This is a genomic window from Streptomyces sp. NPDC046821 (assembly GCF_040645335.1).
In the GTDB taxonomy this organism is placed as follows: domain Bacteria; phylum Actinomycetota; class Actinomycetes; order Streptomycetales; family Streptomycetaceae; genus Streptomyces.
Genome location: NZ_JBEYYB010000016.1, coordinates 12,423 through 35,560 on the forward strand (window position 1 = coordinate 12,423; position 23,138 = coordinate 35,560).

General features: G+C 69.7%; 22 protein-coding genes and 1 riboswitch. Of the genes, 12 read left to right on the top strand and 10 right to left on the bottom strand.

Annotated features, from left to right (window positions below; translation table 11 throughout):
- Window positions 1-161: 161 nt before the first annotated feature.
- Window positions 162-1,283 (bottom strand): family 2 encapsulin nanocompartment cargo protein polyprenyl transferase, encoded by a 1,122-nt coding sequence (locus tag ABZ893_RS29795; protein ID WP_361409760.1) that lies wholly within the window; start codon window positions 1,281-1,283, stop codon window positions 162-164.
- 28 nt (window positions 1,284-1,311) lie between these two features.
- Window positions 1,312-2,718, bottom strand: coding sequence for a family 2B encapsulin nanocompartment shell protein (locus ABZ893_RS29800; protein WP_361409763.1), 1,407 nt, complete (start codon window positions 2,716-2,718; stop codon window positions 1,312-1,314).
- A gap of 249 nt (window positions 2,719-2,967) precedes the next feature.
- On the opposite strand from ABZ893_RS29800, the gene ABZ893_RS29805 reads away from it, so the two are divergent.
- The 3 genes from ABZ893_RS29805 to ABZ893_RS29815 all read left to right on the top strand — a co-directional run bounded on the left by ABZ893_RS29805 (window position 2,968) and on the right by ABZ893_RS29815 (window position 5,028).
- Window positions 2,968-3,201, top strand: coding sequence for a hypothetical protein (locus ABZ893_RS29805; protein ID WP_361409766.1), 234 nt, complete (start codon window positions 2,968-2,970; stop codon window positions 3,199-3,201).
- Window positions 3,202-3,447: 246 nt separating this feature from the next.
- Window positions 3,448-4,038 carry an N-acetylmuramoyl-L-alanine amidase gene (locus tag ABZ893_RS29810; protein ID WP_361409769.1) on the top strand — a complete coding sequence of 197 codons (591 nt, stop codon included), beginning with the start codon at window positions 3,448-3,450 and terminating at the stop codon, window positions 4,036-4,038.
- Window positions 4,039-4,086: 48 nt separating this feature from the next.
- Entirely contained in the window at window positions 4,087-5,028 is a 942-nt protein-coding gene (locus ABZ893_RS29815; RefSeq protein ID WP_361409771.1) for a pyridoxal-phosphate dependent enzyme, read from the top strand.
- Between the two features lie 176 nt (window positions 5,029-5,204).
- On the opposite strand, the gene ABZ893_RS29820 is transcribed toward ABZ893_RS29815, so the two are convergent.
- Complete coding sequence (locus ABZ893_RS29820; RefSeq protein ID WP_361409773.1) at window positions 5,205-6,803, bottom strand: Na+/H+ antiporter; 1,599 nt, start codon at window positions 6,801-6,803, stop codon at window positions 5,205-5,207.
- 42 nt (window positions 6,804-6,845) lie between these two features.
- Here ABZ893_RS29820 and ABZ893_RS29825 point away from each other — a divergent pair, with 42 nt between their 5' ends.
- The 3 genes from ABZ893_RS29825 (at window position 6,846) to ABZ893_RS29835 (ending at window position 8,795) form a co-directional block, all read left to right on the top strand.
- Window positions 6,846-7,103, top strand: a complete 258-nt coding sequence (locus tag ABZ893_RS29825; protein ID WP_361409776.1) for a UBP-type zinc finger domain-containing protein — start codon at window positions 6,846-6,848, stop codon at window positions 7,101-7,103.
- Window positions 7,104-7,341: 238 nt separating this feature from the next.
- Window positions 7,342-7,755: an anti-sigma regulatory factor gene (locus ABZ893_RS29830; RefSeq protein ID WP_361409779.1), complete on the top strand. Its 414-nt coding sequence runs from the start codon at window positions 7,342-7,344 to the stop codon at window positions 7,753-7,755.
- Window positions 7,752-8,795, top strand: a complete 1,044-nt coding sequence (locus ABZ893_RS29835) for an RNA polymerase sigma factor SigF (RefSeq protein ID WP_361409781.1) — start codon at window positions 7,752-7,754, stop codon at window positions 8,793-8,795. Before ABZ893_RS29830 ends, ABZ893_RS29835 begins: the two co-directional genes overlap by 4 nt.
- A gap of 60 nt (window positions 8,796-8,855) precedes the next feature.
- Here the strand turns inward: ABZ893_RS29835 and ABZ893_RS29840 are convergent, their stop codons facing one another.
- Entirely contained in the window at window positions 8,856-9,317 is a 462-nt protein-coding gene (locus ABZ893_RS29840; protein WP_361409784.1) for a hypothetical protein, read from the bottom strand.
- 128 nt (window positions 9,318-9,445) lie between these two features.
- Between ABZ893_RS29840 and ABZ893_RS29845 the strand changes: the two genes are divergently transcribed.
- The gene (locus tag ABZ893_RS29845) at window positions 9,446-10,414 is read left to right on the top strand and encodes a diacylglycerol kinase family protein (protein ID WP_361409787.1); all 969 of its coding nucleotides are present in this window, start codon (window positions 9,446-9,448) and stop codon (window positions 10,412-10,414) included.
- Between the two features lie 319 nt (window positions 10,415-10,733).
- The gene (locus ABZ893_RS29850) at window positions 10,734-10,991 is read left to right on the top strand and encodes a WhiB family transcriptional regulator (protein ID WP_016639615.1); all 258 of its coding nucleotides are present in this window, start codon (window positions 10,734-10,736) and stop codon (window positions 10,989-10,991) included.
- A 286-nt stretch (window positions 10,992-11,277) separates the two neighbouring features.
- Here the strand turns inward: ABZ893_RS29850 and ABZ893_RS29855 are convergent, their stop codons facing one another.
- On the bottom strand, window positions 11,278-12,744 hold the full coding sequence (locus ABZ893_RS29855) for a PAS domain-containing sensor histidine kinase (RefSeq protein WP_361410198.1): 1,467 nt from the start codon (window positions 12,742-12,744) through the stop codon (window positions 11,278-11,280).
- A 523-nt stretch (window positions 12,745-13,267) separates the two neighbouring features.
- On the opposite strand from ABZ893_RS29855, the gene nagB reads away from it, so the two are divergent.
- Window positions 13,268-14,053 carry a glucosamine-6-phosphate deaminase gene (nagB, locus tag ABZ893_RS29860; protein WP_361409790.1) on the top strand — a complete coding sequence of 262 codons (786 nt, stop codon included), beginning with the start codon at window positions 13,268-13,270 and terminating at the stop codon, window positions 14,051-14,053.
- Window positions 14,054-14,174: 121 nt separating this feature from the next.
- Here nagB and ABZ893_RS29865 read toward each other — a convergent pair whose 3' ends face one another.
- From ABZ893_RS29865 to ABZ893_RS29880, 4 genes are all read right to left on the bottom strand, one after another.
- Window positions 14,175-15,668 carry a glycoside hydrolase family 3 N-terminal domain-containing protein gene (locus tag ABZ893_RS29865; RefSeq protein WP_361409793.1) on the bottom strand — a complete coding sequence of 498 codons (1,494 nt, stop codon included), beginning with the start codon at window positions 15,666-15,668 and terminating at the stop codon, window positions 14,175-14,177.
- An 8-nt stretch (window positions 15,669-15,676) separates the two neighbouring features.
- On the bottom strand, window positions 15,677-16,507 hold the full coding sequence (locus ABZ893_RS29870; RefSeq protein WP_361409796.1) for a carbohydrate ABC transporter permease: 831 nt from the start codon (window positions 16,505-16,507) through the stop codon (window positions 15,677-15,679).
- The gene (locus ABZ893_RS29875) at window positions 16,504-17,481 is read right to left on the bottom strand and encodes a sugar ABC transporter permease (protein ID WP_361409799.1); all 978 of its coding nucleotides are present in this window, start codon (window positions 17,479-17,481) and stop codon (window positions 16,504-16,506) included. Before ABZ893_RS29875 ends, ABZ893_RS29870 begins: the two co-directional genes overlap by 4 nt.
- A gap of 80 nt (window positions 17,482-17,561) precedes the next feature.
- Window positions 17,562-18,851 (bottom strand): extracellular solute-binding protein, encoded by a 1,290-nt coding sequence (locus tag ABZ893_RS29880; protein ID WP_361409802.1) that lies wholly within the window; start codon window positions 18,849-18,851, stop codon window positions 17,562-17,564.
- A 303-nt stretch (window positions 18,852-19,154) separates the two neighbouring features.
- On the opposite strand from ABZ893_RS29880, the gene ABZ893_RS29885 reads away from it, so the two are divergent.
- The 3 genes from ABZ893_RS29885 (at window position 19,155) to mctP (ending at window position 22,032) form a co-directional block, all read left to right on the top strand.
- Window positions 19,155-19,943 carry a GntR family transcriptional regulator gene (locus tag ABZ893_RS29885; protein ID WP_361410201.1) on the top strand — a complete coding sequence of 263 codons (789 nt, stop codon included), beginning with the start codon at window positions 19,155-19,157 and terminating at the stop codon, window positions 19,941-19,943.
- 206 nt (window positions 19,944-20,149) lie between these two features.
- On the top strand, window positions 20,150-20,404 hold the full coding sequence (locus ABZ893_RS29890; RefSeq protein WP_361409805.1) for a DUF3311 domain-containing protein: 255 nt from the start codon (window positions 20,150-20,152) through the stop codon (window positions 20,402-20,404).
- Entirely contained in the window at window positions 20,401-22,032 is a 1,632-nt protein-coding gene (mctP, locus tag ABZ893_RS29895) for a monocarboxylate uptake permease MctP (RefSeq protein WP_361409808.1), read from the top strand. The genes ABZ893_RS29890 and mctP overlap by 4 nt, the downstream gene beginning before the upstream one ends.
- Before the next feature lie 79 nt (window positions 22,033-22,111).
- Here the strand turns inward: mctP and ABZ893_RS29900 are convergent, their stop codons facing one another.
- Window positions 22,112-22,903, bottom strand: coding sequence for a hypothetical protein (locus ABZ893_RS29900; RefSeq protein ID WP_361409811.1), 792 nt, complete (start codon window positions 22,901-22,903; stop codon window positions 22,112-22,114).
- A 71-nt stretch (window positions 22,904-22,974) separates the two neighbouring features.
- Window positions 22,975-23,109, top strand: a riboswitch (cobalamin riboswitch).
- The last annotated feature ends 29 nt before the right edge of the window (window positions 23,110-23,138 follow it).

Here is a 23,138-nt window from a genome sequence, read left to right on the forward strand (position 1 = left end):
ACCTCCCCGAGCGCGGACTCCGCGACGACACGCGGGCGGGGCCCTCACGCCTCCCCGAGCACCGGCCCCGTCCAACACGCAGGCGGGCCCCGCACCCCTCCCGGAGTGCGGGACCCGCCCGTCACGTCACCTTCCCCTGCGTCTCCCCTGGCACCCCTCCCTTAGTGGCTCCTCCGAGTCACGAACTCCGAGAGCGACAGCAATCCGTCCGCGGCCTCAGGCTCCGGTACCGCCCGGGACAACTGGTGCACCGCGCGGGACATCCGGTCAGCGGCATGGAGCTGTGCCCAGTCGCGCCCTCCGGCCCGCTCGACGACCAGCGCCATGGCCTCCAGCTCCCCTTCCTCCGGCGGAGCGTCGTCCGGCTCCAACACCCCGTAGAGCGCGGCCAGTTCCGCGGCCTCCGGTGTGCCGGAGGCCAGTGCCGCCACCACCGGCAGGGACTTCTTGCGGACCGCAAGATCCGCGCCCGCCGCCTTGCCCGTACGGGCCGGGTCCCCCCAGATCCCGATGATGTCGTCGATCAGCTGGAACGCGAGACCGGCCTCCCTGCCGAACCGGTCGAGCGCCGCGACCTCCTCCTCCCCGGCCCCCGCGTACAGCCCGCCGATCGCGCAGGCGCAGCCCAGCAGCGCCCCCGTCTTCGCTTCCGCCATGACCAGGCACTCGTCGAGCGTGACCTCGTCCGGACGGCGCCTCTCCATGGCGACGTCGGTCACCTGGCCTTCGCACAGCTCCATGACGCAGGCCGCGATCCGGACCGCCGCCTCGCGGGCCGCCGGATGCGGGTCCTCGGCGAGCAGCCGCTGCGCGAGCGCCTGGATCGCGTCGCCCGCCAGGATCGCGTCGGCCTCACCGAAGACGGTCCACGCGGTCGGCCGGTGCCTGCGCGTGGTGTCGCGGTCCATGACGTCGTCGTGCAGCAGTGTGAAGTTGTGGACGAGCTCCACGGCCGCCGCGGCCCGTAGGGCGAGCTCCGGGGTTCCGCCCAGGGCCCGCACCGCGGCGAGGACGAGCGCCGGCCGGATGGCCTTGCCCGCGTGCCCCGCCGCCGGAGTGCCGTCCGCGTGCTCCCACCCGAAGTGGTAGAGCGCGACACGGCGCAGCGACCCCGGGAGGGTCTCGATCGCCCTGCGCAGCTCCGGGTCCACCTGCGTCCTGGCCTGCGCCAGGATCGCCGCCGCCTCCTGTCCGTCCGAGGCCGCCACGGCCCCGGCGGCGGCTATGCCTGCCCCCTGCGCCTCCTGCTGGTGTGGCACCGACGACTGCTTCGTCCGCGTCATGAGCGCCCCCCGGACCGGGTGCCGGGCGTCAACTCCACCTGCCGATCTCGACGTTCTCCAGGACACCGAGCGCGTCCGGCACGAGCACCGCGGCGGAGTAGTACGTCGTCACCAGGTAGGAGATGATCGCCTGCTCGTTGATGCCCATGAAGCGCACCGACAGGCTCGGCTCGATCTCGTCCGGGATGCCCGCCTGCCGCAGGCCGATGACGCCCTGGTCCTCCTCGCCCGTACGCATACAGATGATGGACGTCGTCCGCGCGTCGGAGATCGGGATCTTGTTGCTCGGGAAGATCGGTACGCCGCGCCAGGTCGGGATCCGGGTGCCGCCGATGTCGACGGACTCCGGGACGAGGCCCCGCTTGTTGCACTCGCGGCCGAACGCGGCGATCGCGCGCGGGTGGGCGAGGAACAGCTTCGAGCCACGGCGGCGGCTGAGCAGCTCGTCCATGTCGTCCGGGCTGGGCACGCCGGCGTGCGGCTGGATCCGCTGGTCGTACTCGCAGTTGTTGAGGAGGCCGAACTCGCGGTGGTTGATGAGCTCGTGCTCCTGGCGCTCCTTCAACGCCTCGACGGTGAGCCGCAGCTGGTGCTCCGTCTGGTTCATCGGCTGGTTGTAGAGGTCCGCCACGCGTGAGTGGATGCGCAGGACGGTCTGGGCGACGCTCAGCTCGTACTCGCGCGGCGCGGACTCGTAGTCGACGAACGTGCCGGGGAGCACCGCCTCGCCGACGTGGCCGGCGGAGAGGTCGATCTGCTTCTCGCCGTACTTGTTGGTGCGCTGCTCCGGCAGGGAGCGCAGCGCTTGCAGGTGCGCGGCGAGGCTCTCGGAACGCTCGGCGACCTGCTCCAGGTCGTTGCGCGGCAGGGTGAGCACGGTGCAGGCGGTCACGGCGCGTGCCGTGTACTCCCAGATGGCGTCCGCTTCGACGAGTGCCTGCTCGCCGAAGTACGCCCCGTCGGCGAGGGTCCCGAGGACGGCGTCGTCCCCGTAGGGACCCGTGCCGACCTTCTCGACCTTGCCGTGGGCGAGCAGGAAGACCTCGTCGGCGGAGCTGCCGAAGGAGGCGAGCAGCTCGCCCGGCTGGTACTCCCGCTGCCGGCAGCGGGACGCCAGCTCGCCGAGCACCTCCTGGTCCCCGAAGTCCCGCAGGACCGGCAGTTCGCCGAGCTCGGCGGGGATGACCCGTACTTCGTCGCCGGTCTTCACGAAGGTGACACGCCCGTCACCGACCGAGTAGCTGAGCCGCCGGTTCACCCGGTACGTGCCGCCCTGCACGTCCGTCCAGGGCAGCATCTTCAGCAGCCACCTGGAGCTGATCTCCTGCATCTGCGGGGCGGACTTGGTGGTGGTGGCCAGATTCCGCGCGGCCGCTGTGCCGAGACTCTGCTGCGGCGGGGTCTGTTCCGCGCGGACTTCTTCGCCTACCGACATGAACTTTGCCTCCCGATCAAGAACTGACCTGCGGCGTCAAGACTTTCAGCCGGGATCATGGCGGCGCTATTACACGAACGAGGGGGGTTGAGCGAGGGATGAAGGGGCATGTTGCCCAATTTCCCGGGAGTTGAACGCCCAAATGGAGGAACTTCAAGATCCTGGCGGGCGTTCAACCGGTACACCGCGACACCGACGAGGAATGACGCCAGTAACGGACGACCGCTTCACGGATGACGGGAGACAGTGATGTCGAGCTTCCTGGACCGCGCCAAGGAACAGGCGCAGCGCGGGCTCACGCAAGGCAAACAGAAGCTGGACGAGGTGCAGGCGCAGCGGACGGGCGGCGACCTCCTGAAGAAGCTGGGCGCCGCGTACTACGCGGAGCGCAAGGGGACGGGCACCACCGAGGCGACGCAGGCCGCGCTCGGAGCGGTGGAGAGCCATGCCGCGGAACACGGGGACGCGTTCCTGCGGAGCTGAGCGTGCCGGCACCTCCCTCCTGACCGGAAGGCCCGCGCAGCCCTGGCCGAACCACGGCAGCCCTCCTGACCGGACCACCCGCGACGACCGGAACGGCGCGCTCCCGTGACCGGAACGGCTCGCTTCAGGTGACCGGAACGACTCGCACGCGATGCGAACAAGTCGTTCTGGCACGCCGGTTCGGGTACAAGCGGCGGTACGAGACGGCGGCGTCCGGCCGCCGTCGCATCCGCGAAGGAGGCGGCCGTGGCCTCGCCCATGTCCGCGAGCAGTTTCCTGGCCGCACTCAGGCACGAAGGCCTGACCGTGGTCGAGGTCGGCGACTGGCGGCACCACAATCGCAATCACAAAGGCCCCTGGGGTCCCGTGCACGGCGTGATGATCCACCACACGGCGACGTCCGGCAGCGAGCGGACCGTCGAGCTCTGCCGCGTCGGGCACGCGGACCTGCCGGGCCCGCTGTGCCACGGCGTCATCACGAAGGACGGCCATGTCCACCTCGTCGGCTACGGCCGGGCCAACCACGCCGGTCTCGGCGACGACGACGTCCTGCGCGCCGTCATCGCCGAGAAGGCGCTACCGCACGACAACGAGGCGAACACCGACGGGAACCGCTACTTCTACGGCTTCGAGTGCGAGAACCTCGGCGACGGCGAGGACCCCTGGCCCGCGGTCCAGCTGGAGGCCGTCGAGAGAGCCGCGGCAGCGGTGTGCCGGCATCACGGCTGGTCCGAGCGGTCGGTGATCGGTCACAAGGAGTGGCAGCCGGGAAAGGTCGACCCGCGCGGCTTCACCATGGCCTCGATGCGGGCCCGCGTCCACGACCGGCTCAAGTAGCGTGCCCTCGGCACGCGGCCCTTCACGGACGGATTGCACAATGTCCGGATGACCCCGCCGGCCCCGTCCACCCCGCCGACCTCGCCGTCCTCACATCTGCGCCCCCGGCTGCCTTCGCCGGTGGAGCAGGTCGACGACGACCGGTTCCGCCGGCACGGGGTGCGGCTGCTGCTGAAGCGGGACGACCTGATCCACCCCGACCTGCCCGGGAACAAGTGGCGCAAGCTGGCCCCGAACCTGGAGGCGGCGACCGCCGGAGGCCACCGCACACTGCTCACGTTCGGCGGCGCGTACTCCAACCACCTGCGCGCCACGGCCGCGGCCGGCCGTCTCCTCGGGCTGCGCACCATCGGCGTCGTACGCGGTCACGAGCTCGCCGGCCAGCCCCTGAACCCGTCCCTCGCGCGCTGCGCGGCCGACGGTATGCGCCTGCACTTCGTCGACCGCACGACGTACCGGCAGAAGCGGGATCCGGACACGCTCGCGCGGATCCTGCGCGAGGTGGCCGACGAGTCCGACGGGGCTCCTTACGTCGTCCCCGAGGGCGGCAGCAACGTCGCCGCCGTGCGCGGCTGCGTGGCGCTCGGGGAGGAGCTGCGCGGCAAGGCCGACGTTGTCGGCGTCGCGTGCGGCACCGGCGGCACACTCGCCGGACTCGCGGCGGGACTCGACGAAGGACAGCGCGCCCTCGGCATACCCGTCCTGAAGGGCGGCTTCCTCGGCGACGAGATACGCGCCCTCCAGGAGGCGGCGTTCGGCGGACGGCGCGGCGACTGGTCCCTGGACGAGCGCTTCCACGGCGGCGGCTACGGCCGCACCACCCCCGCCCTTCTCGCCTTCGCCGACGACTTCGCACAGCGCCACGGCGTCCCGGTGGAGCAGCTCTATGTGGCCAAACTGCTGCACGCCCTGCTGACCCTCACAGAGGAGGGCACATTCGCGCCAGGCACGCGCCTCATAGCCGTCATCACCGGCACGCCCTCCCCGTAGGCACCTCCCCGTAGGCACCTCCGGAGCGCCCGCTCCACCGGCACGCCGTCCGCGTAAGCACCTCTCCGTAAGCACCTCCGAAGCACCCGCCCCACCGGCACGCCCTCCCCGTAGACACCTCCGTAGCGCCCGCTCCCCCGGCACATCCCCCTGAAAAGCCCGGCCGGCAGGCCCCCTCACTCGTCGACTTCGCGGCTCGCCGCCGCCTCCTCCAGGTCCAGCTTGCGCAGCAGCGTGCGCATCATCTCGTCGTCGATCCGCCGCTCGTCCCGCATCCGTACGAAGACCTCGCGCTCGGCCGCGATCGCCTCGCGGGTGAGCCTGCGGTAGGTGTCGTCGGCGGACTCTCCCGTGATCGGGTTGGTCTGGCCGAGCCGCTCCCACACGGAGTTGCGGCGCCGCTCCAGGACGGTCCGCAGCCGGTCCTCAAGGGGCTGGGGCAGGCAGTTGCGCCGGTCCGCCATCAGCTCGTCGATACGCGCCTCGGCGGCCTGCGAGGCGAGGGTCTGCGCCTGCGCCTCGACCAGCGTCTCGGCCTTCGCGTCGCGGCCCGGCAGCTTAAGGATCTTGATCAGCCACGGCAGCGAGAGCCCCTGCACGACCAGCGTGCCGATGACGGTCGTGAACGTCAGGAAGAGGACGAGGCTGCGTGACGGGAACGGGCTCCCGTCGTCGAGGACCAGCGGGATGGAGAACGCGATCGCGAGCGACACGACCCCGCGCATCCCGGCCCAGCTCACGATCAGCGGCCGCCGCCAGTCGGTGTCCCGTTCCCGCTCCCTGATCCGCGACGACAGGCACAAGGGCAGATAGGTCGCCGGATACGACCACACGAAGCGCATCAGCACGACGAGGACGAAGACCGCGAGGGCGTACCCGAGGGACTCACCGACGGTGTACTCGCCGAGGTTCTTCAGGACGACCGGCAGTTGCAGTCCGATGAGTGCGAAGACCGTCGACTCCAGGATGAAGGCGACGACCTTCCACACAGCGGCCTCCTGGAGGCGCGTCTCGAAGTCGACCTGCCAGGAGCGGTGCCCCAGATAAAGGGCGACCGTGACGACAGCCAGCACTCCGGAGGCGCCGACCTGCTCGGCGGCCGCGTAGGCGACGAACGGGATGAGCAGGGAGAGCGTGTTCTGGAGGACGGCCTCGCGCAGATGCGTCCGCAGCCAGTGCAGCGGCACCATCAGGACGAGCCCGACCCCGACCCCGCCGACGGACGCCACCAGGAATTCTCTGATGCCGCCCGCCCAGCTGGCGCCCGCCCCGACCGCGGCGGCCAGCGCCACCTTGTAGGCGGTGATGGCGGTCGCGTCGTTCACCAGGGACTCGCCCTGGAGGATCGTCGTGATCCGCGCGGGCAGCCCCACCCGCCGCGCGATGGCCGTCGCGGCGACCGCGTCCGGCGGGGCGACGACCGCCCCCAGGACGAGCGCGGCCGTCAGCGGCAGATCGGGGATCAGCTCGTACGCGAGCCAGCCCACCGTCACGGTCGCGAACAGCACATACCCCACGGAGAGCAGCGCCACCGGTCTCACATTGGCCCGCAGGTCGAGGTACGAGCTCTCCAGGGCCGCGGTGTGCAGCAGCGGCGGCAGGACGAGCGGCAGCACGATGTGCGGGTCGAGCGTGTAGTGCGGCACCCCGGGCACGTACGACGCCCCGAGCCCGACGGCGACGAGCAGCAGCGGAGCGGAGACCGGTGTCCTGCGCGCGGCCCCCGCCACCGCCGCGCTCCCCGCGATCAGTCCCACCAGGGGCAATACGTCCATCAGCCCGTCCCTCGCATCCGCGCCCGTCGTAACCTGGCCATCATGAACGAGTGCCAGCACATCGAAGCGCTGCCGCCCGAACCGGCGCCCCTGAGCGACACCTGTCTCGAATGCGTCGCGGCCGGCACCCATCCCGTGCAACTGCGGCTCTGCCTGGTGTGCGGATATGTGGGCTGCTGCGACTCGTCGCCGCTCCAGCACGAGTCGCGGCACTTCAAGGAGACCGGCCATCCGGTGATGCGGACGTTCGAGCCCGGTGAGAGCTGGCGCTGGTGCTTCGTGGACAACCTGCTCGTCTGAGGTTCGAGCGCGCGAGGCCTGGGTACGTCAACCCGGCGCCCCCTCCGTCCAATTGGGCCCGCACACCTTCCGGCAACTGTCCGTACCCGTAGACTTACGATGAGTGACACCTTCGGGCCGGGGGTCCCCGGGACAGAAGACAAGGGTGCGCGGTAGCGTCACCGCTGAACACGTAGCACACACCCGGGGGACGAGCCCTCCGGAGCCCGAAAGTGCTTGTACGACCATGGAGGTGAGGGTGTCCCAGATCGCAGGCGAGCCCGGGAATCAGGACTTCGTAGAAGTCCGGCTGCCGGCTGCGGGTGCCTACCTGTCGGTGCTGCGGACGGCCACGGCCGGCCTCGCGGCGCGTTTGGACTTCACCCTCGACGAGATCGAGGACCTCCGCATCGCGGTGGACGAGGCGTGCGCGATCCTGCTCCAGCAGGCGGTGCCCGGCTCCGTTCTCAGCTGCGTCTTCAGGCTCGTCGACGACTCGCTGGAGGTGACGGTCTCGGCCCCGACCACCGAGGGCCGCGCCCCGGAGCGCGACACCTTCGCCTGGACGGTGCTGTCGGCCCTCGCGGGCAAGGTGGACTCCTCCGTCGCCGACGACAACACGGTCTCGATCAGCCTCTACAAACAGCGCGGCGCGGGTCCCGGGCCGGCGTGAGGGACGGGGACGGGCCGGTGCGGGACGAGAAGCACGGCACACAGGACCTCCCGGCCGACGGCAGGGAGGGGATGCGGCGGCTGGCCGCCGGTATCCCCGAACAGCAGGCCCGGCCGCACCCGGAGGACTCCGCGGACCCGGACCGGCCGGGTCCGGTGGCGGCCGATGCGTCGGAGCAGGCAGAGCCGGCCGGCGGAGAGATGATCTCCGAGGGACCGGACGCGCGACGGGCGGGATGGATGAGCGAGCACGAGCGAAACGATGAGCGGCAGCGCACGCACGATCCGCGGGACCGCAGCGGCGCGCGGGCGATGTTCATCGAGCTGCGCACCCTGGAGAACGACAGCCCGGAGTACGCGGACCTGCGCAATCAGCTGGTCCGTATGCACCTGCCGCTCGTCGAGCACCTGGCCCGCCGCTTCCGTAACCGTGGGGAGCCGCTCGACGACCTGACGCAGGTCGCGACGATCGGTCTGATCAAGTCGGTGGACCGGTTCGACCCGGAGCGCGGCGTGGAGTTCTCCACGTACGCGACGCCGACGGTGGTCGGTGAGATCAAGCGGCACTTCCGCGACAAGGGCTGGGCGGTGCGCGTCCCGCGGCGTCTTCAGGAGCTGCGGCTCGCGCTGACGACGGCGACGGCCGAGCTGTCGCAGCTGCACGGCCGGTCCCCCACGGTCCACGAGCTCGCCGAGAAGCTGGCGATCTCGGAGGAGGAGGTCCTGGAGGGCCTGGAGTCGGCGAACGCGTACTCCACACTGTCCCTGGACGTCCCCGACACGGACGACGAGTCGCCCGCTGTCGCGGACACGCTGGGTGCGGAGGACGAGGCGCTGGAGGGCGTCGAGTACCGCGAGTCCCTCAAGCCGCTTCTGGAGGACCTGCCTCCGCGGGAGAAGCGGATCCTGCTGCTTCGTTTCTTCGGGAACATGACGCAGTCGCAGATCGCGCAGGAGGTCGGCATCTCGCAGATGCACGTCTCCCGGCTGCTGGCCCGCACCCTCGCCCAGCTCCGCGAGAAGCTCCTCGTCGAGGAGTGAGAAGCGCTACTTCTGAGCCCTACGTTCTGAGCCCTACGTTCTGAGCCCTGCTTCTGAGCGCTACTTCTGTACGTCGCCCGCGGCGCCCGGCGTCTTGATACCGAGCGCCCGCGTGGTGGCGGGGTTCACGAGCAGCACCAGGGCCGTCACGGCGACGACGGCGAGGGCGATCCCGCCGGGGATCATCACGCTGTTCGCCTGGAGCAGCGTGTAGGCGACCGGCAGGGCCATGATCTGCGTGATGATCGCGGGACCCCGGCTCCAGCTGCGCCGCTTCAGGAGTCCGCGCGCCGCGATCAGCGGCAGCAGGGCGAGGACGGCGAGCGTGACACCGCCGGTCACGGCCTGCTGAGTGTTGTCGGGGTGACCCGAGAGCCCCTGTACGAGCATGAAGGCGCCGCCGACGAGCAGGGCGACCCCTTCGAGTCCGGCCAGCGCGGCGGCCGCGGTCAGTCGTCCGGGGCGCGGTCCCTCGTCGGTGGTCGCGTCGTCGGTGGGGGTGGGGTTCTGCGCAGAGCTCACCTCAGCAGGGTAGCCCGCAGGGGACACGGCCCGGCCGCCGCGGGTCCGGGGCACCCCAGGCCGCCGCTTCTTACCGGACTCCTACCTCGGTCTGGGCCGAGTACCACCCGGTAGGTACCCTGCCTCTCATGCGTGCACTTCTTGTGGCCAATCCAGCGGCAACCACCACCAGTGCGCGTACGCGTGATGTGCTGATCCACGCGCTGGCGAGCGAGATGAAGCTCGAGGCGATCACCACGGAGTACCGCGGGCACGCCAGGGACCTCGGCCGGCAGGCCGCGGAGAGTGACGACATAGACCTCGTGGTCGCCCTCGGTGGCGACGGCACGGTCAACGAGGTCGTGAACGGCCTCCTGCACCACGGCCCCGACCCGGAGCGCCTCCCCCGCCTCGCCGTCGTCCCCGGCGGCTCCACCAACGTCTTCGCGCGCGCCCTCGGCCTGCCCAACGACGCCGTGGAGGCAACCGGCGCCCTGCTCGACGCCCTGCGCGAGGAGCGGGAGCGCACGGTGGGCCTCGGGCTCGCGGCCGGCACCCCGGGGACGGAGGACGAGGCGGTGCCGTCCCGCTGGTTCACGTTCAGTGCGGGGCTCGGTTTCGACGCGGGTGTGGTGGGCCGGGTCGAGCAGCAGCGTGAACGCGGCAAGCGTTCGACTCACGCCCTGTACGTGCGACAGGTGGTGCGCCAGTTCCTCGGTGAGCCCGACCGGCGGCGCGGCACGATGACGCTCGAACGGCCGGGCGAGGACCCGGTCACGGATCTGGTCGTCTCCATAGTGAGCAACACCTCACCGTGGACGTATCTCGGCAACCGACCGCTCTTTCCGACCCCTGACGCGTCCTTCGACACCGGCCTTGACGTGCTCGGACTCAAGAAACTGTCGGCTTCGGCGGTGGCCCGTTACGGCACTCAGCTGCTGACTTCGACGCCCGATCGCGGCCCCCACGGCAAGAGCGCGGTAACGCTCCACGACCTGACCGACTTCACCTTGCATTCGAAGGTTCCCCTGCCCCTCCAGATGGACGGTGACCACCTGGGGCTGCGTACGAGCGTGACGTTCACAGGCGTACGTCGTGCACTGCGTGTGATTGTGTGAGTGGAAGAGCCCAAAGTCCTTTATCTCGAACGTTTGGGCCAGGATCCACCCCATGGAAGTACGGCTGTGACCTAGCCGACACCGAGGAATCAAAAAAAACTTTCCCGAAGGGGTTGTATCCGCCGCCGAGGTTTGCGAATCTCTACATGGCGCTCGGGACGGCCCGCAACATCGGCCCCACAGAGAGCCCGAACCCCCTCCTCAACACATAGGACCGTCGTCACATATGTGACGGAAGTCCCTTCCGTTGTCAGGGGATTCGTGAAAGCGTTCACATTCACAAGCAAGTTTCACGTAATACCAAGGAGAGGTAGCAGCCATGGACTGGCGTCACAACGCCGTTTGCCGCGAGGAAGACCCCGAGCTCTTCTTCCCCATCGGCAACACCGGTCCTGCGCTGCTGCAGATCGAGGAAGCCAAGGCCGTCTGCCGCCGCTGCCCCGTCATGGAGCAGTGCCTGCAGTGGGCGCTCGAGTCCGGCCAGGACTCCGGCGTCTGGGGAGGCCTCAGCGAGGACGAGCGCCGCGCCATGAAGCGTCGCGCCGCCCGCAACCGTGCACGCCAGGCCAGCGCCTGACACCCACGCCCCCCACGAGCCTGAGCCCGGCGGCGCGTACAGCGAGTACGCAACTCCCGCCCCCGAGCCGCAGCGCGCAGTACCCCCGAAGCTCCACCCAGGCTCAGCCCGGGATGTAGACCCGGGCAAGACGACAGTGAGCCCCGGACCATCTGGTCCGGGGCTCACTGTCGTATCCGGGTGCTGTTTGTTCGCGTGTGCTGTTCGCGTGTGCTGTTCGCGCGTTTCGTTTGCGGATGCGTCGATTGCGCGGATGGTGACCCTGCGTGTGCGGGTGTGGCGTCCGTTACTTGGCGCCGTCGATGGGGATGTCGAGGACGACCTGTGTGCCGCGGTCGGGGGCCGGGACCATGTCGAACGATCCGCCCAGCTCGCCCTCGACCAGGGTGCGCACGATCTGCAGGCCCAGGTTGCCGGCGCGCTTCGGGTCGAAGCCCTCGGGCAGGCCCACGCCGTTGTCGGTGATCGTGATCAGCAGGCGCTGGTTCTTGGTGGTGCCGCCGCGCACGGCGGAGACCTCGACCGTGCCGGTGTCGCCCTGCCGGAAGCCGTGTTCAAGCGCGTTCTGCAGGGCCTCGGTGAGGACCATCGCGAGCGGGGTGGCGACCTCGGCGTCCAGGATGCCGAACCGTCCGGTGCGGCGGCCGGTGACCGCGCCGGGCGAGATCTCCGCGACCATGGCGAGCACCCGGTCCGCGATCTCGTCGAACTCCACGCGCTCGTCCAGGTTCTGGGACAGCGTCTCGTGGACGATGGCGATGGAGCCGACGCGGCGGACCGCCTCCTCCAGCGCCTCGCGGCCGCTGTCGGAGTCGATGCGGCGGGCCTGGAGGCGCAACAGCGCGGCGACGGTCTGGAGGTTGTTCTTCACCCGGTGGTGGATCTCCCGGATGGTCGCGTCCTTGGTGATCAACTCGCGCTCGCGGCGGCGCAGTTCGGTCACGTCGCGGAGCAGGACGAGTGAACCGATGCGGGTGCCCTTGGGCTTGAGGGGGATCGCGCGGAGCTGGATCGACCCCTCCTCCCCCTCGATCTCGAACTCGCGCGGTGCCCAGCCGCTGGCGACCTTGGCGAGCGCTTCGTCCACCGGGCCGCGCGACGGGGCGAGTTCCGCGGTCGTGCGGCCGAGGTGGTGGCCGACGAGGTCGGCGGCGAGGCCGAGGCGGTGGTACGCGGAGAGCGCGTTCGGGGACGCGTACTGGACCACGCCGTCGGCGTCGAGGCGGATGAGGCCGTCGCCGACGCGCGGCGAGGCGTCCATGTCGACCTGCTGGTCCGGGAACGGGAAGGAGCCGGCCGCGATCATCTGGGCGAGGTCGGAGGCCGACTGGAGGTAGGTCAGTTCGAGGCGGGACGGGGTGCGGACCGTGAGCAGGTTCGTGTTGCGCGCGATCACGCCGAGGACGCGGCCCTCGCGGCGTACGGGGATGGACTCGACCCGTACGGGTACCTCTTCGCGCCACTCGGGGTCGCCCTCGCGGACGATGCGGCCCTCGTCGAGCGCGGCGTCGAGCAGCGGGCGGCGGCCGCGCGGCACGAGATGGCCGACCATGTCGTCCTGGTAGGAGGTGGGGCCGGTGTTGGGCCGCATCTGCGCGACGGAGACGTACCGGGTGCCGTCGAGGGTCGGGACCCACAGCACGAGGTCGGCGAAGGAGAGGTCGGAGAGCAGCTGCCACTCCGAGACCAGCAGGTGGAGCCACTCGAGGTCGGAGTCGCCGAGGGCGGTGTGCTGGCGTACGAGGTCGTTCATGGAGGGCACGGAGCCGAGGGTACCTGGCGCGGCGCCGGGACCTGTGGCGGTGACAGGCCCTGAGACACCCGCGGGCCGCGGCGCCTGGGAGGGACCCTCAGCCCTCCCGGCACCGCAGCCCGGAGTTAACAACAGCCGTCGGGTGTGCGGTCCCTCCGGCCGTGTGAGGATCCGCCGCGGTCAGGGCAGAGAGCGTCGGATCCTCGGTCCGTCCTCCTGTGCGGGGAGGGCGGAGGCTTTACCTTCGCATTGTGGACTAGACCATTCTGTCATGTCTACGCGTCGGACGATGTTTGTTCCCGGCACTTTCGCCGCCGGCGATGACCTCTGGAAAAGCGCCTCTCATCACAGCCTGCCAGAGCGGTCGGGTCGGCGTCAGGCGGTTCGAGGTGCCGTGCGGGCGCGGAGCGTCGAGCATGGGAAAGCGGGCCCGTACGCCCCGTGACCGGCCGGGCCGCCTCTGCTAGATTGGTCTATACCACATGCGTGGCATCACATCCTCGACCCGATCGGCAGGCCCAGCGTGGAAGTTGTGATCGTCCCGGACGCGAAGGCAGGCGGCGAGCTCATCGCCGAGGCGATGGCCCGGCTGCTGCGACGCAAGCCCGACGCGCTGCTCGGTGTGGCCACCGGCTCGACCCCGCTGCCCATCTACGAGGCCCTGGCGGCCAAGGTCCGTGGCGGGGAGGTCGACGCCTCGAAGGCGCGGATCGCGCAGCTCGACGAGTACGTGGGTCTGCCGACCGGGCACCCCGAGTCGTACCGCGCGACCGTGCTGCGTGAGGTCGTCGAGCCGCTCGGGCTGAGCGAGGGGTCTTTCATGGGCCCGGACGGCAGTGCCGAGGATGTGGAGGCGGCGTGCGTCGCCTACGACGAGGCGCTCGCTGCGGCCGGTGGGGTCGATCTGCAGCTGCTCGGGATCGGGACGGACGGGCACATCGGGTTCAACGAGCCGTGTTCGTCGATCGCGTCCCGTACGCGGATCAAGACGCTGACGGAGCAGACGATCGCGGACAACGCGCGGTTCTTCGACGGGGATCTCGGTCAGGTGCCGCGGCATGTGATCACGCAGGGGATCGGCACGATTCTCGAGGCCCGGCATCTGGTGCTGCTCGCCACGGGTGAGGGGAAGGCGGACGCGGTGGCGGCGACCGTCGAGGGGCCGGTGGCTTCTGTGGTGCCGGCGTCTGCCTTGCAGTTGCATCCGCACGCGACGGTTGTCGTCGACGAGGGGGCGGCGTCGAAGTTGAAGTTGATTGACTACTTCCGGCATACGTATGCCAATAAGCCGGCTTGGCAGGGGTTGTAGGGGGCGGGCGTTTTGCGCAGTTCCCCGCGCCCCTGAAGGGGCGCTCCCCCGCCCGTTGTCGACTGCCGGTCCGTCGTGGCTTGTCGCGCAGTTCCCCGCGCCCCTTTCAGGGGCGCGGGATTCAGCCCGTGACGATTACCTCTGCTGCTGCCAGGCCGCATACGCGGGCCGCTCCGTGGGTTGCCACGTGGAGGGCGCCCTGGGGTGGGGACTGGGGTACGCCCATTTCTACGACGATGGTGTCGGGGCGGGCGGCGATGAGCGTTGTCAGTGCTCGGGTCATCCACTCGTGGCGGTGGGCGTCTCGGACCACCGCGACCACGCGTCTCTCCCCCGCCGCCTCCAGCGCCGCGGCACCCGCGTCGTCTCCCGTGAAGCTGCCCGTCTCTGTGCCGGGGAGCAGGCGTCGGAGTTCGGCGGCCACGCCCCATGGGGTCTCGTCGCCGACCGCGATGTTGGCCATCGGCGTGAACGCGGCGACGTACGGCGACTCGGTCAGCGGGGTCGAGGGGGCGCCGCGCGTGACGGTGACCGCGCGGCGGGCCGCGACCAGGCCGATCTCGGTGCCGGGCGCGCCCCCCGAGTGCTCAGCCGCGCCCGGCACCGAAGTCCATGCGGCGAGCGCCCGTACGCGCGCGGCCGCGTCGGCGAGACGCTCCTCCGGCAGTTCGCCCGCGCGCACCGCCATCACGAGCGCGTCGCGCAGCCGCCGGACCGTGAGGTCGTCGGCGAGTCCCCCGCCGACACAGATCGCGTCGGCGCCGGCCGCGATGGCCAGGACGCTGCCGCGTTCGATGCCGTACGTGCCGGAGATGGCCCGCATCTCCATGCCGTCGGTGACGATCAGGCCCTCGTAACCCAGTTCCTCGCGGAGCAGGCCGGTCAGGATGCGGTGCGAGAGGGTGGCCGGGCGGTCCGGGTCCAGGGCGGGGACGAGGATGTGGGCGCTCATCACCGCGCGCGTGCCCGCCTCGATGGCCGCCCGGAACGGAGCGAGTTCCCGCGCGTGCAGCACGTCGAGGCTGACGTCGATGCGGGGCAGGTCGTGGTGGGAGTCGACCGCGGTGTCGCCGTGGCCGGGGAAGTGCTTGGTGCAGGCGGCGACGCCGGCCGACTGGAGCCCGGATACGTACGCGGCGGTGTGCCGGGACACGAGCGCGGTGTCGGCGCCGAAGGAGCGGACACCGATGACGGGGTTGTCCGGGTTGGAGTTGACGTCGGCGGACGGCGCCCAGTTGAGGTTGACGCCGCACTCCGCGAGGCGGCTGCCGAGTTCGGCGGCGACGGCCCGGGTCAGCTCGGTGTCGTCGACCGCGCCGAGCGCGTGGTTGCCGGGGAAGGAGGAGCCCGTACGCACTTCGAGGCGGGTGACGTCGCCGCCCTCCTCGTCGATGGCGACCAGGACGTCGGGGCGCTCGGCGCGCAACTGAGCGGTCAGGAGCGCCAGTTGCTCGGGCGAAACGATGTTGCGGCCGAACAGGCCGACGGAGGCGAGGCCCTCGCCGAGGCGGCGCAGCAGCCAGCCGGGGGCGGAGGTGCCGGTGAAGCCGGGCTGCAGAACGGTGAGCGCGTCGCGGGTGAGGGTGTCGGAGCCGCGTGCGGTGAGTGTCGTCATCTGGGGTGTTATCCCTTCACGGCGCCGTCGGTGAGGCCGCTGACGGCCCTGCGTTGCAGGAAGACGAAGAGGATCAGGATGGGGATCGCGAAGAGGGAGGACGCCGCCATGGTCGCACCCCAGTCGTCGCCGAAGGCGGTCTGGAAGCTGGAGAGCCACAGCGGCAGCGTCTGCGCCTCGGGCGCCTTGTTGAGAACGAGGACCATCGGGAACTCGTTCCAGGCGGTGATGAATCCGAACAGCGAGGTCGACATGAGGCCTGGTGCGAGCAGCGGCAGGATGACCTTGCGGAAGGCCTGCATCCGGGTGCAGCCGTCGACCATCGCGGACTCCTCCAGCTCCCTGGGCACGGCGGCGACGAAGCCGCGCAGCGTGAGGAGGGTGAAGGGCAGGATCATCACCATGTAGAAGAGCGTCAACGGGACGAGGCTGTTCAGCATCGACGCGTCGCGCACGATCATGTAGATCGCGATGACCATGACCTCCCAGGGCGCCATCTGGGCCAGCATGAAGCCGATCACGAAGCCGCGGCGGCCCTTGAACCGCATCCGCGCCAGGGCGAACGACGCGGCGAGCCCGATGACAAGGGAGAACAGGACGGCGAGCACGGTGACGGTGACCGAGTTGCGGACCAGCGTCCAGAAGTGGTCGGCGCCGACCGCCGTCCTGAAGTGCTCGAACGTGATGTCGGTGGGGAACCAGACGGGGTTCTCACTGATGATGTCGCCGGTCGGCTTGAGGGCCGTGGCGAACATCCAGTAGACGGGGAAGACGAAGCCGGCGAACAGGATCACGGCCGTCACATTGGGCCAGGCGCGGCCGAAGAGTGAGCGCTTCACAGCTCGTCCTCCTCTTGCTTGAGCACGATGCGCAGGTAGTAGGAGGTCAGCGCGAGCAGGATCAGGATGGTCAGGACGGCGATCGCGGCGCCCATGCCGTAGTGCTGGTTGCCGACGCCCTCGATGTACGCGTACACGGGCAGGATCTCGGTGAGGCGGTCGGGGCCGCCGCCGTTGATGGTGAAGACCTGGACGAACGCCTTGAAGACCCAGATGACCTCCAGGAACGTGGTAGCGAGGAGGAACGGCTTCAAGTAGGGCAGGGTGACCGAGAGGAAGCTCTTCCAGGGGCCGGCGCCGTCGAGGGACGCGGCTTCGTACAGCTCCTTGGGGATGGTGGTCGTCGCGGCGTAGGTGTTGATCGCGACGAACGGGATCGACTGCCAGACGATGAGCAAGGTGACGACGAAGAACGTCGACATCTGGCTGCCGGTCCAGCTGTAGTCGGCCATGGAGTGCCAACCCAGCCTGTCCAGAACCCAGTTGACGACTCCGAAGCGCTCCGCGAACAGCCACTGGTAGACCGTGGTCGCGGCGACGACCGGCATCGCCCAGGCGAGGACGAGCCCGATCAGGAGGAGTACGCGCATCCGCTTGCCGAGCCGGGCGAGCAGCAGGCCGACGAGGGTGCCGAGGGCCATGGTCAGCAGGGCGTTGGTGAGGGTGAAGACGATGGAGCGTCCGGTCACCCGCCAGAAGTCCGAACTGGTCAGCGTCTCCTGGTAGTTGGCGAAGCCGTTCCACTCGGTGACGTGCTGGATCAGCTGCCCCATGTTGAGGTTCTGGAACGACAGCAGCGCGTCCTTGAGCAGCGGCCAGCCGAGCAGCAGCACCGTGACGGCGACGGCGGGGAGCAGCAACAAGTAGGGCGCGAGCGCCCCGGCCCGTGCGCTCGGTTTCGCGGGGCCCCCGCCGGCCGTCTTCGGGGTGGCCGCCGCCGGGCCGGAGGGCGGCCGTTCGGTCTGCACGGTCATGCTCGCCATCTCTTCTCCGGTCCCGGCGGGGCCTGTTGCCACGTACCGCTACGACGTACTGCCTCTGTTCAGGGCTGCTGCTACTGCTTCTGCGAGAGGCGCTTGTCGAACTCGGCCTGGACCTGCTGGGCGGCGGCGGCCGGGGACTTCCCCTTCAGCACGGCGGTCATATAGGTCTTGATCGGGTTGGGCGCGTTCTCGACCGGGGCCCACTCGGGGATCAGCGGCGTGGTGCCACCGCCCGCGGCGGCCGGGGCGGCGGCTTCGGCGGCCGCGTTGCCCTTGAGGTTGGACTGCAGCGCCGCCTTATTGGGGATCACGCCGCCTTCCTTGGCAAGCTGTCCCTCGAACTTGTCGGAGAGCGCGATCTTCAGGAACTCCTTGGCGAGGTCCTGCTTCTTGCTGCCCGCGGCCACGGCGAGGTTGGAGCCGCCGAGGAAGACACCCTCGGGCTTGTCCGCCGTGGCGCCCGGGATCGTGAAGTAGCCGATCTCCTTCTCGATCTTCGGGTTGGCCTTGACGGCGAGCGCGGACTCCCAGCCCATGCCGATGAAGGCGCCGGTCCTGCCCTTGGCGAAGACCTCGGCCTGCTGCGGGGTCGCCTCGTCCTTGTCCTTGGGGGCCTTGGAGAGCGCCTGGAACTTCTTGTACGTCTCCATGGCGGCGGCGACCTTGGGGTCGGCGAGGTTGGAGACGTACTTGTCGCCGTCCTTCTTGACGAGTTCGGCGCCCTCACCGATGGTCAGGCCGACGAAGTGGTACCAGTTCTGGCCGGGCAGGTAGAGCGGCTCGGCGCCGGTCTTCTTGCCGATGGTCTGGAGGTCCTTGTAGAACTCGTCGCGCGTCTTGGGGGTGTCCTTGATGCCGGCGTCGGCCCAGATCTTCTTGTTGTAGATGACGACGCGGTTCACCACGAACCAGGGGGCGGCGTACTGCTTGCCGTCCGAGACTGCGGACTTGTTCATCGACTCGGCCCAGTCGGCGCCGATCGACGACTTGAGGTCACCGAGGTCGGCGAGGCCGCCGGTCTTGGCGTAGGCGGGGGTCTGGGTGTTGCCGACCTCGAAGACGTCCGGCGGGTTCTGCTCGGAGAGGGCGGTGGTGAGCTTCTGCTGGATGCCGTTCCACTGCTGGACCTCGAACTTCAGCTTCGCGCCGGTCTTCTTCTCGAAGGCCGCCGTCACGTCCTTCTGCCAGGTGTCCGGCGTCGAGCCGTCCATGGCCCACACCGTGAGCGTCTGCCCCTTGTACCCGTCGGGCCCCACCTTGCCGCCACTGTCGCTCTTGGCGCCGCCGCCACCGCCGCCGCACGCCGCGATCGAGACCACCATGCCCGCGACACCGATGGCCGCAATGAGCTTGCGCTTCACGTCACCCTCCTCAGGGATGAAAGCAACCGCCCGCCCACAACGACGCATACGACGAACAGAACGAACTCGACGCGGTACTGCACGTGGGACTGGGACCTGGTCTTTAATGGTGTAGACCAGTACGGGGAGCTTGGCCTAGACCTTTAGGGGTGTCAAGGGTGCGCAAGAAGGGCTTCGGCGTCCGTTATCGGACCGACACCTGAGGCAGCACGACCCTCCTGGGCAGGGCCGTGCCACGATGTGACCCGCGAACAGACGGAGGTGCCGGTGACGGCAGCACCACAGGAGCCGGGAAGGCAGATCATGGGCACCCATGCGGGAAGCGGCGGAACCGACGCCGGCGGCGCCACGACGGCGGAGACACCGGCAGCGGGCCGCACCGCGCGCGTGCCCAAGTACTACCGCCTGAAGAGGCACTTGCTGGACATGACCGAGACGCTGCCCCCGGGCACCCCGGTCCCGCCCGAGCGCACCCTCGCCGCAGAGTTCGACACCTCCCGCACGACCGTGCGCCAGGCCCTCCAGGAGCTGGTCGTCGAGGGCCGCCTGGAGCGCATCCAGGGCAAGGGCACGTTCGTCGCCAAGCCCAAGGTCTCGCAGGCGCTGCAACTGACCTCGTACACCGAGGACATGCGCGCCCAGGGCCTGGAACCCACGTCCCAGCTCCTGGACATCGGCTATGTCACGGCGGACGACACCCTCGCCGGGCTCCTCGACATCAGTACGGGCGGCAGGGTGCTGCGCATCGAGCGGCTGCGTCTCGCGAGCGGTGAGCCGATGGCCATCGAGACGACGCATCTGTCGGCCAAGCGCTTCCCGGCGCTGCGCCGCTCGCTCGTCAAGTACACGTCCCTCTACACGGCGCTGGCCGAGGTCTACGACGTACGCCTGGCCGAGGCCGAGGAGACCATCGAGACGTCACTCGCCACCCCGCGCGAGGCGGGTCTGCTCGGTACGGACGTGGGGCTGCCGATGCTGATGCTGTCGCGCCACTCGATCGACGGCGCGGGCCAGCCCGTCGAGTGGGTGCGCTCGGTGTACCGGGGCGACCGCTACAAGTTCGTGGCCCGCCTGAAGAGGCCTACGGACTGAGGCGGTTCACGGGCTGAGGTGGCCGCCGGGCTGAAGAACCTGCCGGACCAGCACCTCTGACGTACCGACACGTCACCCTTTGACACGACTCGATCATGTCCGCTATTCGGACGGGGTTTCCAAACAGCGAGATCGTCCCCTAAATTTTTCGATCGTTAAAGGTGAGATAAGCAAGCGGAGATCGGCGAGGGGACGGGAGCCGCAAGATGTCGGATGCGCCTGAAGTGAGACGGCCGGTGGTCACACCGGTCCGCGTGGTCATCGCCCTGTGCCTCGTCGCGCCGTTCGTGGCGATGCTCTGGGTCAGCTCGTACGCGAAGGTCGACCCGGCCTTCCTCGGCATCCCGTTCTTCTACTGGTACCAGATGCTCTGGGTGCTCATCTCCACCGCGCTGACGATGATCGCGTACAAGCTCTGGCAGCGTGACCAGCGCTCCCGGAACGCGGGGGGCAAGGCATGAAAACCGGAGTCAACGGCGTCGCGCTCGGCGTCTTCATCTTCTTCTTCATCGCCGTCACGGTGATGGGCTTCCTGGCCGCGCGCTGGCGCAGGTCCGACAACGAGCAGAGCCTCGACGAATGGGGCCTGGGCGGACGGTCGTTCGGCACCTGGGTCACGTGGTTCCTGCTCGGCGGCGACCTCTACACCGCGTACACGTTCGTCGCCGTCCCCGCGGCGATCTACGCGGCCGGTGCCGCCGGCTTCTTCGCCGTGCCGTACACGATCCTCGTGTACCCGCTGATCTTCACGTTCCTGCCGCGTCTGTGGTCGGTCTCGCACAAGCACGGCTACGTGACGACCTCCGACTTCGTGCGCGGACGCTTCGGTTCCAAGGGACTTTCCCTGGCGGTCGCCGTCACCGGCATCCTCGCCACGATGCCGTACATCGCGCTCCAGCTCGTCGGCATCCAGGCCGTCCTCGACGTCATGGGCGTCGGCGGTGACGAGTCGACGAACTGGTTCGTCAAGGACCTGCCGCTGCTCATCGCGTTCGCCGTGCTGGCCGCGTACACGTACTCGTCGGGCCTGCGGGCGCCCGCGCTGATCGCGTTCGTGAAGGACGGCCTGATCTACCTGGTCATCGCCGTCGCGATCATCTACATCCCGATCAAGCTGGGCGGCTTCGACGCCATCTTCCACGCGGCGAACGAGAAGTTCTCGGCCACGAATCCCGCGACGGGCAAGCCGGTGGGCGCGCTCGCCCCGGCTCCGGCCGGGCAGTGGACGTACGCGACGCTCGCCCTGGGCAGCGCGCTCGCGCTCTTCATGTATCCGCACTCGATCACCGCGACGCTGTCCTCACGCAGCCGCAACGTGATCCGCCGCAACACCACGATCCTGCCGCTGTACTCCCTGATGCTGGGCCTGCTCGCGCTGCTCGGCTTCATGGCGATCGCGGCCGGGATCAAGGTGCAGAACGGTCAGCTGGCGATCCCGCAGCTCTTCGAGAACATGTTCCCGGACTGGTTCACGGGCGTCGCGTTCGCGGCCATCGGCATCGGCGCGCTGGTCCCTGCGGCCATCATGTCCATCGCGGCCGCGAACCTGTTCACGCGCAACATCTACAAGGACTTCCTGAAGCCGGACGCGACCCCCGAGCAGGAGACCAAGGTCTCCAAGCTGGTCTCGCTCCTGGTGAAGGTGGGCGCGCTCGCGTTCGTCCTCACCATGGACAAGACGGTCGCCATCAACTTCCAGCTCCTGGGCGGCATCTGGATCCTGCAGACCATGCCCTCGCTCGTCGGCGGCCTGTTCACGCGCTGGTTCCACCGCTGGGCGCTGCTCGCCGGCTGGGCGGTCGGCATGGTCTACGGCACGCTCGCCGCGTACGGAGTCGCGTCGCCGACGCAGAAGCATTTCGGTGGCAGCGCCAAGGAGATCCCGGGCATCGGCGAGATCGGCTACATCGGCCTCACCGCGTTCGTGCTGAACGTCGTGGTGACCGTCGTCCTCACCGTTCTCCTCAAGGCCTTCAAGGCCCCCGAGGGCGTCGACGAGACCTCGCCGGCCGACTACACGGCGGACGCGGGCGACGCGGGCGTCATGGACACGCTGCCGGAGGCGACGGCGGGAGCGGGCGGGCACTGATCTCCCCAACTCCCCCAAGTACGTTGACGGGCCGCCCGATTCCTCCGGCGGCCCGTCTGCGTATCGGGGCCCTGAGGGCTCACGAGCCCCCGTAGAGGTCCTTCCTGACCCGCTGGGCCGCCGCGGCGGCGGAGGAGAGCGTCAGGGCCCTGTCCGTGCCCGCTCCGACCGTCACCAGGACGCCGCCGACGCGGAGTTCGACCTCGTAGTGCGGGGTGCCGTCGTGCTCGTCGTCGCCCGTCGTGCGTGTGGTCTCCAGGAACGCCTCGTCGCCCAACTCGGGGAGGGGACGGGCCTCGTGGTGTTCAACGACCGGAGCGGCCTCGGTGTCCACGGTGACGCGGGCGCACGACTCGTGAAGGGCGCGCCGCAGTTCGAGGTACCGGCCGGCCCGCGCGGCCGGCATCGAGACGAGGCGCTCGAAGACGTAGGGGTTGCCGTCGCCGGTCGCGGCGGGGTCGGGGCGGACGGTGCGCTCGGCGCTGGCGCCGGTCATGCGGATCAGTTCCCCGCGCGCGTCCCGGCCGGCCGCGCACGCGCCCCAGTCACCTCCGCCGAAGTGCCGGTCGAAGAGGCCGAGGGAGATCTCGTTCGCCTTCGCGTGCTTGCCGATGGCCTCGGGCGGCAGGAGGGCGGAACCCAACTCGGCGTCCGTGAAGAGCTTTGCGGGGTCGGCGGAGCCGTCGACGCCGGGGGCCGAGGCGGCGACGTCGGGCACTGAGCCGTCAGCGCCGGGCACCGAACCGTCGGCACCAGTGGCCGCGGAAGGCCGCTTCCCCGCGCCCTCGCCGGGCGCCCCGTCCCCGCCGTTCCCGCACCCCGCGAGCAGCATCACCAGTACCGCCGCACAGCCCGTTCCCCGCCCCCGCACCGCGCCTCCCCCTGCTCGGCCACCAGTTCGGCAGCCACCCTAGTCGACACAAGATGTGGGGCTGCGTTTCACGGCCAACACAAGATGTATGCTCGTGCTCGCTGTCGTCGCAGGGGAATCCGGTGCAAGTCCGGAACTGTCCCGCAACGGTGTACGTATGCGCGCATACGTGAGTCCGAGGACCTGTCGACAGCCCCGCCCGAGCCGTCCGGCCCGGGTGTGACAGACGTCCGGG

Coding starts and splice junctions, on each gene's coding strand:
- ABZ893_RS29795 (WP_361409760.1), bottom strand. CDS start 1,283: ATGACGCGGACGAAGCAGTCGTCGGTGCCACACCAGCAGGAGGCGCAG.
- ABZ893_RS29800 (WP_361409763.1), bottom strand. CDS start 2,718: ATGTCGGTAGGCGAAGAAGTCCGCGCGGAACAGACCCCGCCGCAGCAG.
- ABZ893_RS29805 (WP_361409766.1), top strand. CDS start 2,968: ATGTCGAGCTTCCTGGACCGCGCCAAGGAACAGGCGCAGCGCGGGCTC.
- ABZ893_RS29815 (WP_361409771.1), top strand. CDS start 4,087: ATGACCCCGCCGGCCCCGTCCACCCCGCCGACCTCGCCGTCCTCACAT.
- ABZ893_RS29820 (WP_361409773.1), bottom strand. CDS start 6,803: ATGGACGTATTGCCCCTGGTGGGACTGATCGCGGGGAGCGCGGCGGTG.
- ABZ893_RS29825 (WP_361409776.1), top strand. CDS start 6,846: ATGAACGAGTGCCAGCACATCGAAGCGCTGCCGCCCGAACCGGCGCCC.
- ABZ893_RS29845 (WP_361409787.1), top strand. CDS start 9,446: ATGCGTGCACTTCTTGTGGCCAATCCAGCGGCAACCACCACCAGTGCG.
- ABZ893_RS29850 (WP_016639615.1), top strand. CDS start 10,734: ATGGACTGGCGTCACAACGCCGTTTGCCGCGAGGAAGACCCCGAGCTC.
- ABZ893_RS29855 (WP_361410198.1), bottom strand. CDS start 12,744: ATGAACGACCTCGTACGCCAGCACACCGCCCTCGGCGACTCCGACCTC.
- ABZ893_RS29865 (WP_361409793.1), bottom strand. CDS start 15,668: ATGACGACACTCACCGCACGCGGCTCCGACACCCTCACCCGCGACGCG.
- ABZ893_RS29875 (WP_361409799.1), bottom strand. CDS start 17,481: ATGACCGTGCAGACCGAACGGCCGCCCTCCGGCCCGGCGGCGGCCACC.
- ABZ893_RS29885 (WP_361410201.1), top strand. CDS start 19,155: ATGGGCACCCATGCGGGAAGCGGCGGAACCGACGCCGGCGGCGCCACG.
- ABZ893_RS29890 (WP_361409805.1), top strand. CDS start 20,150: ATGTCGGATGCGCCTGAAGTGAGACGGCCGGTGGTCACACCGGTCCGC.
- mctP (WP_361409808.1), top strand. CDS start 20,401: ATGAAAACCGGAGTCAACGGCGTCGCGCTCGGCGTCTTCATCTTCTTC.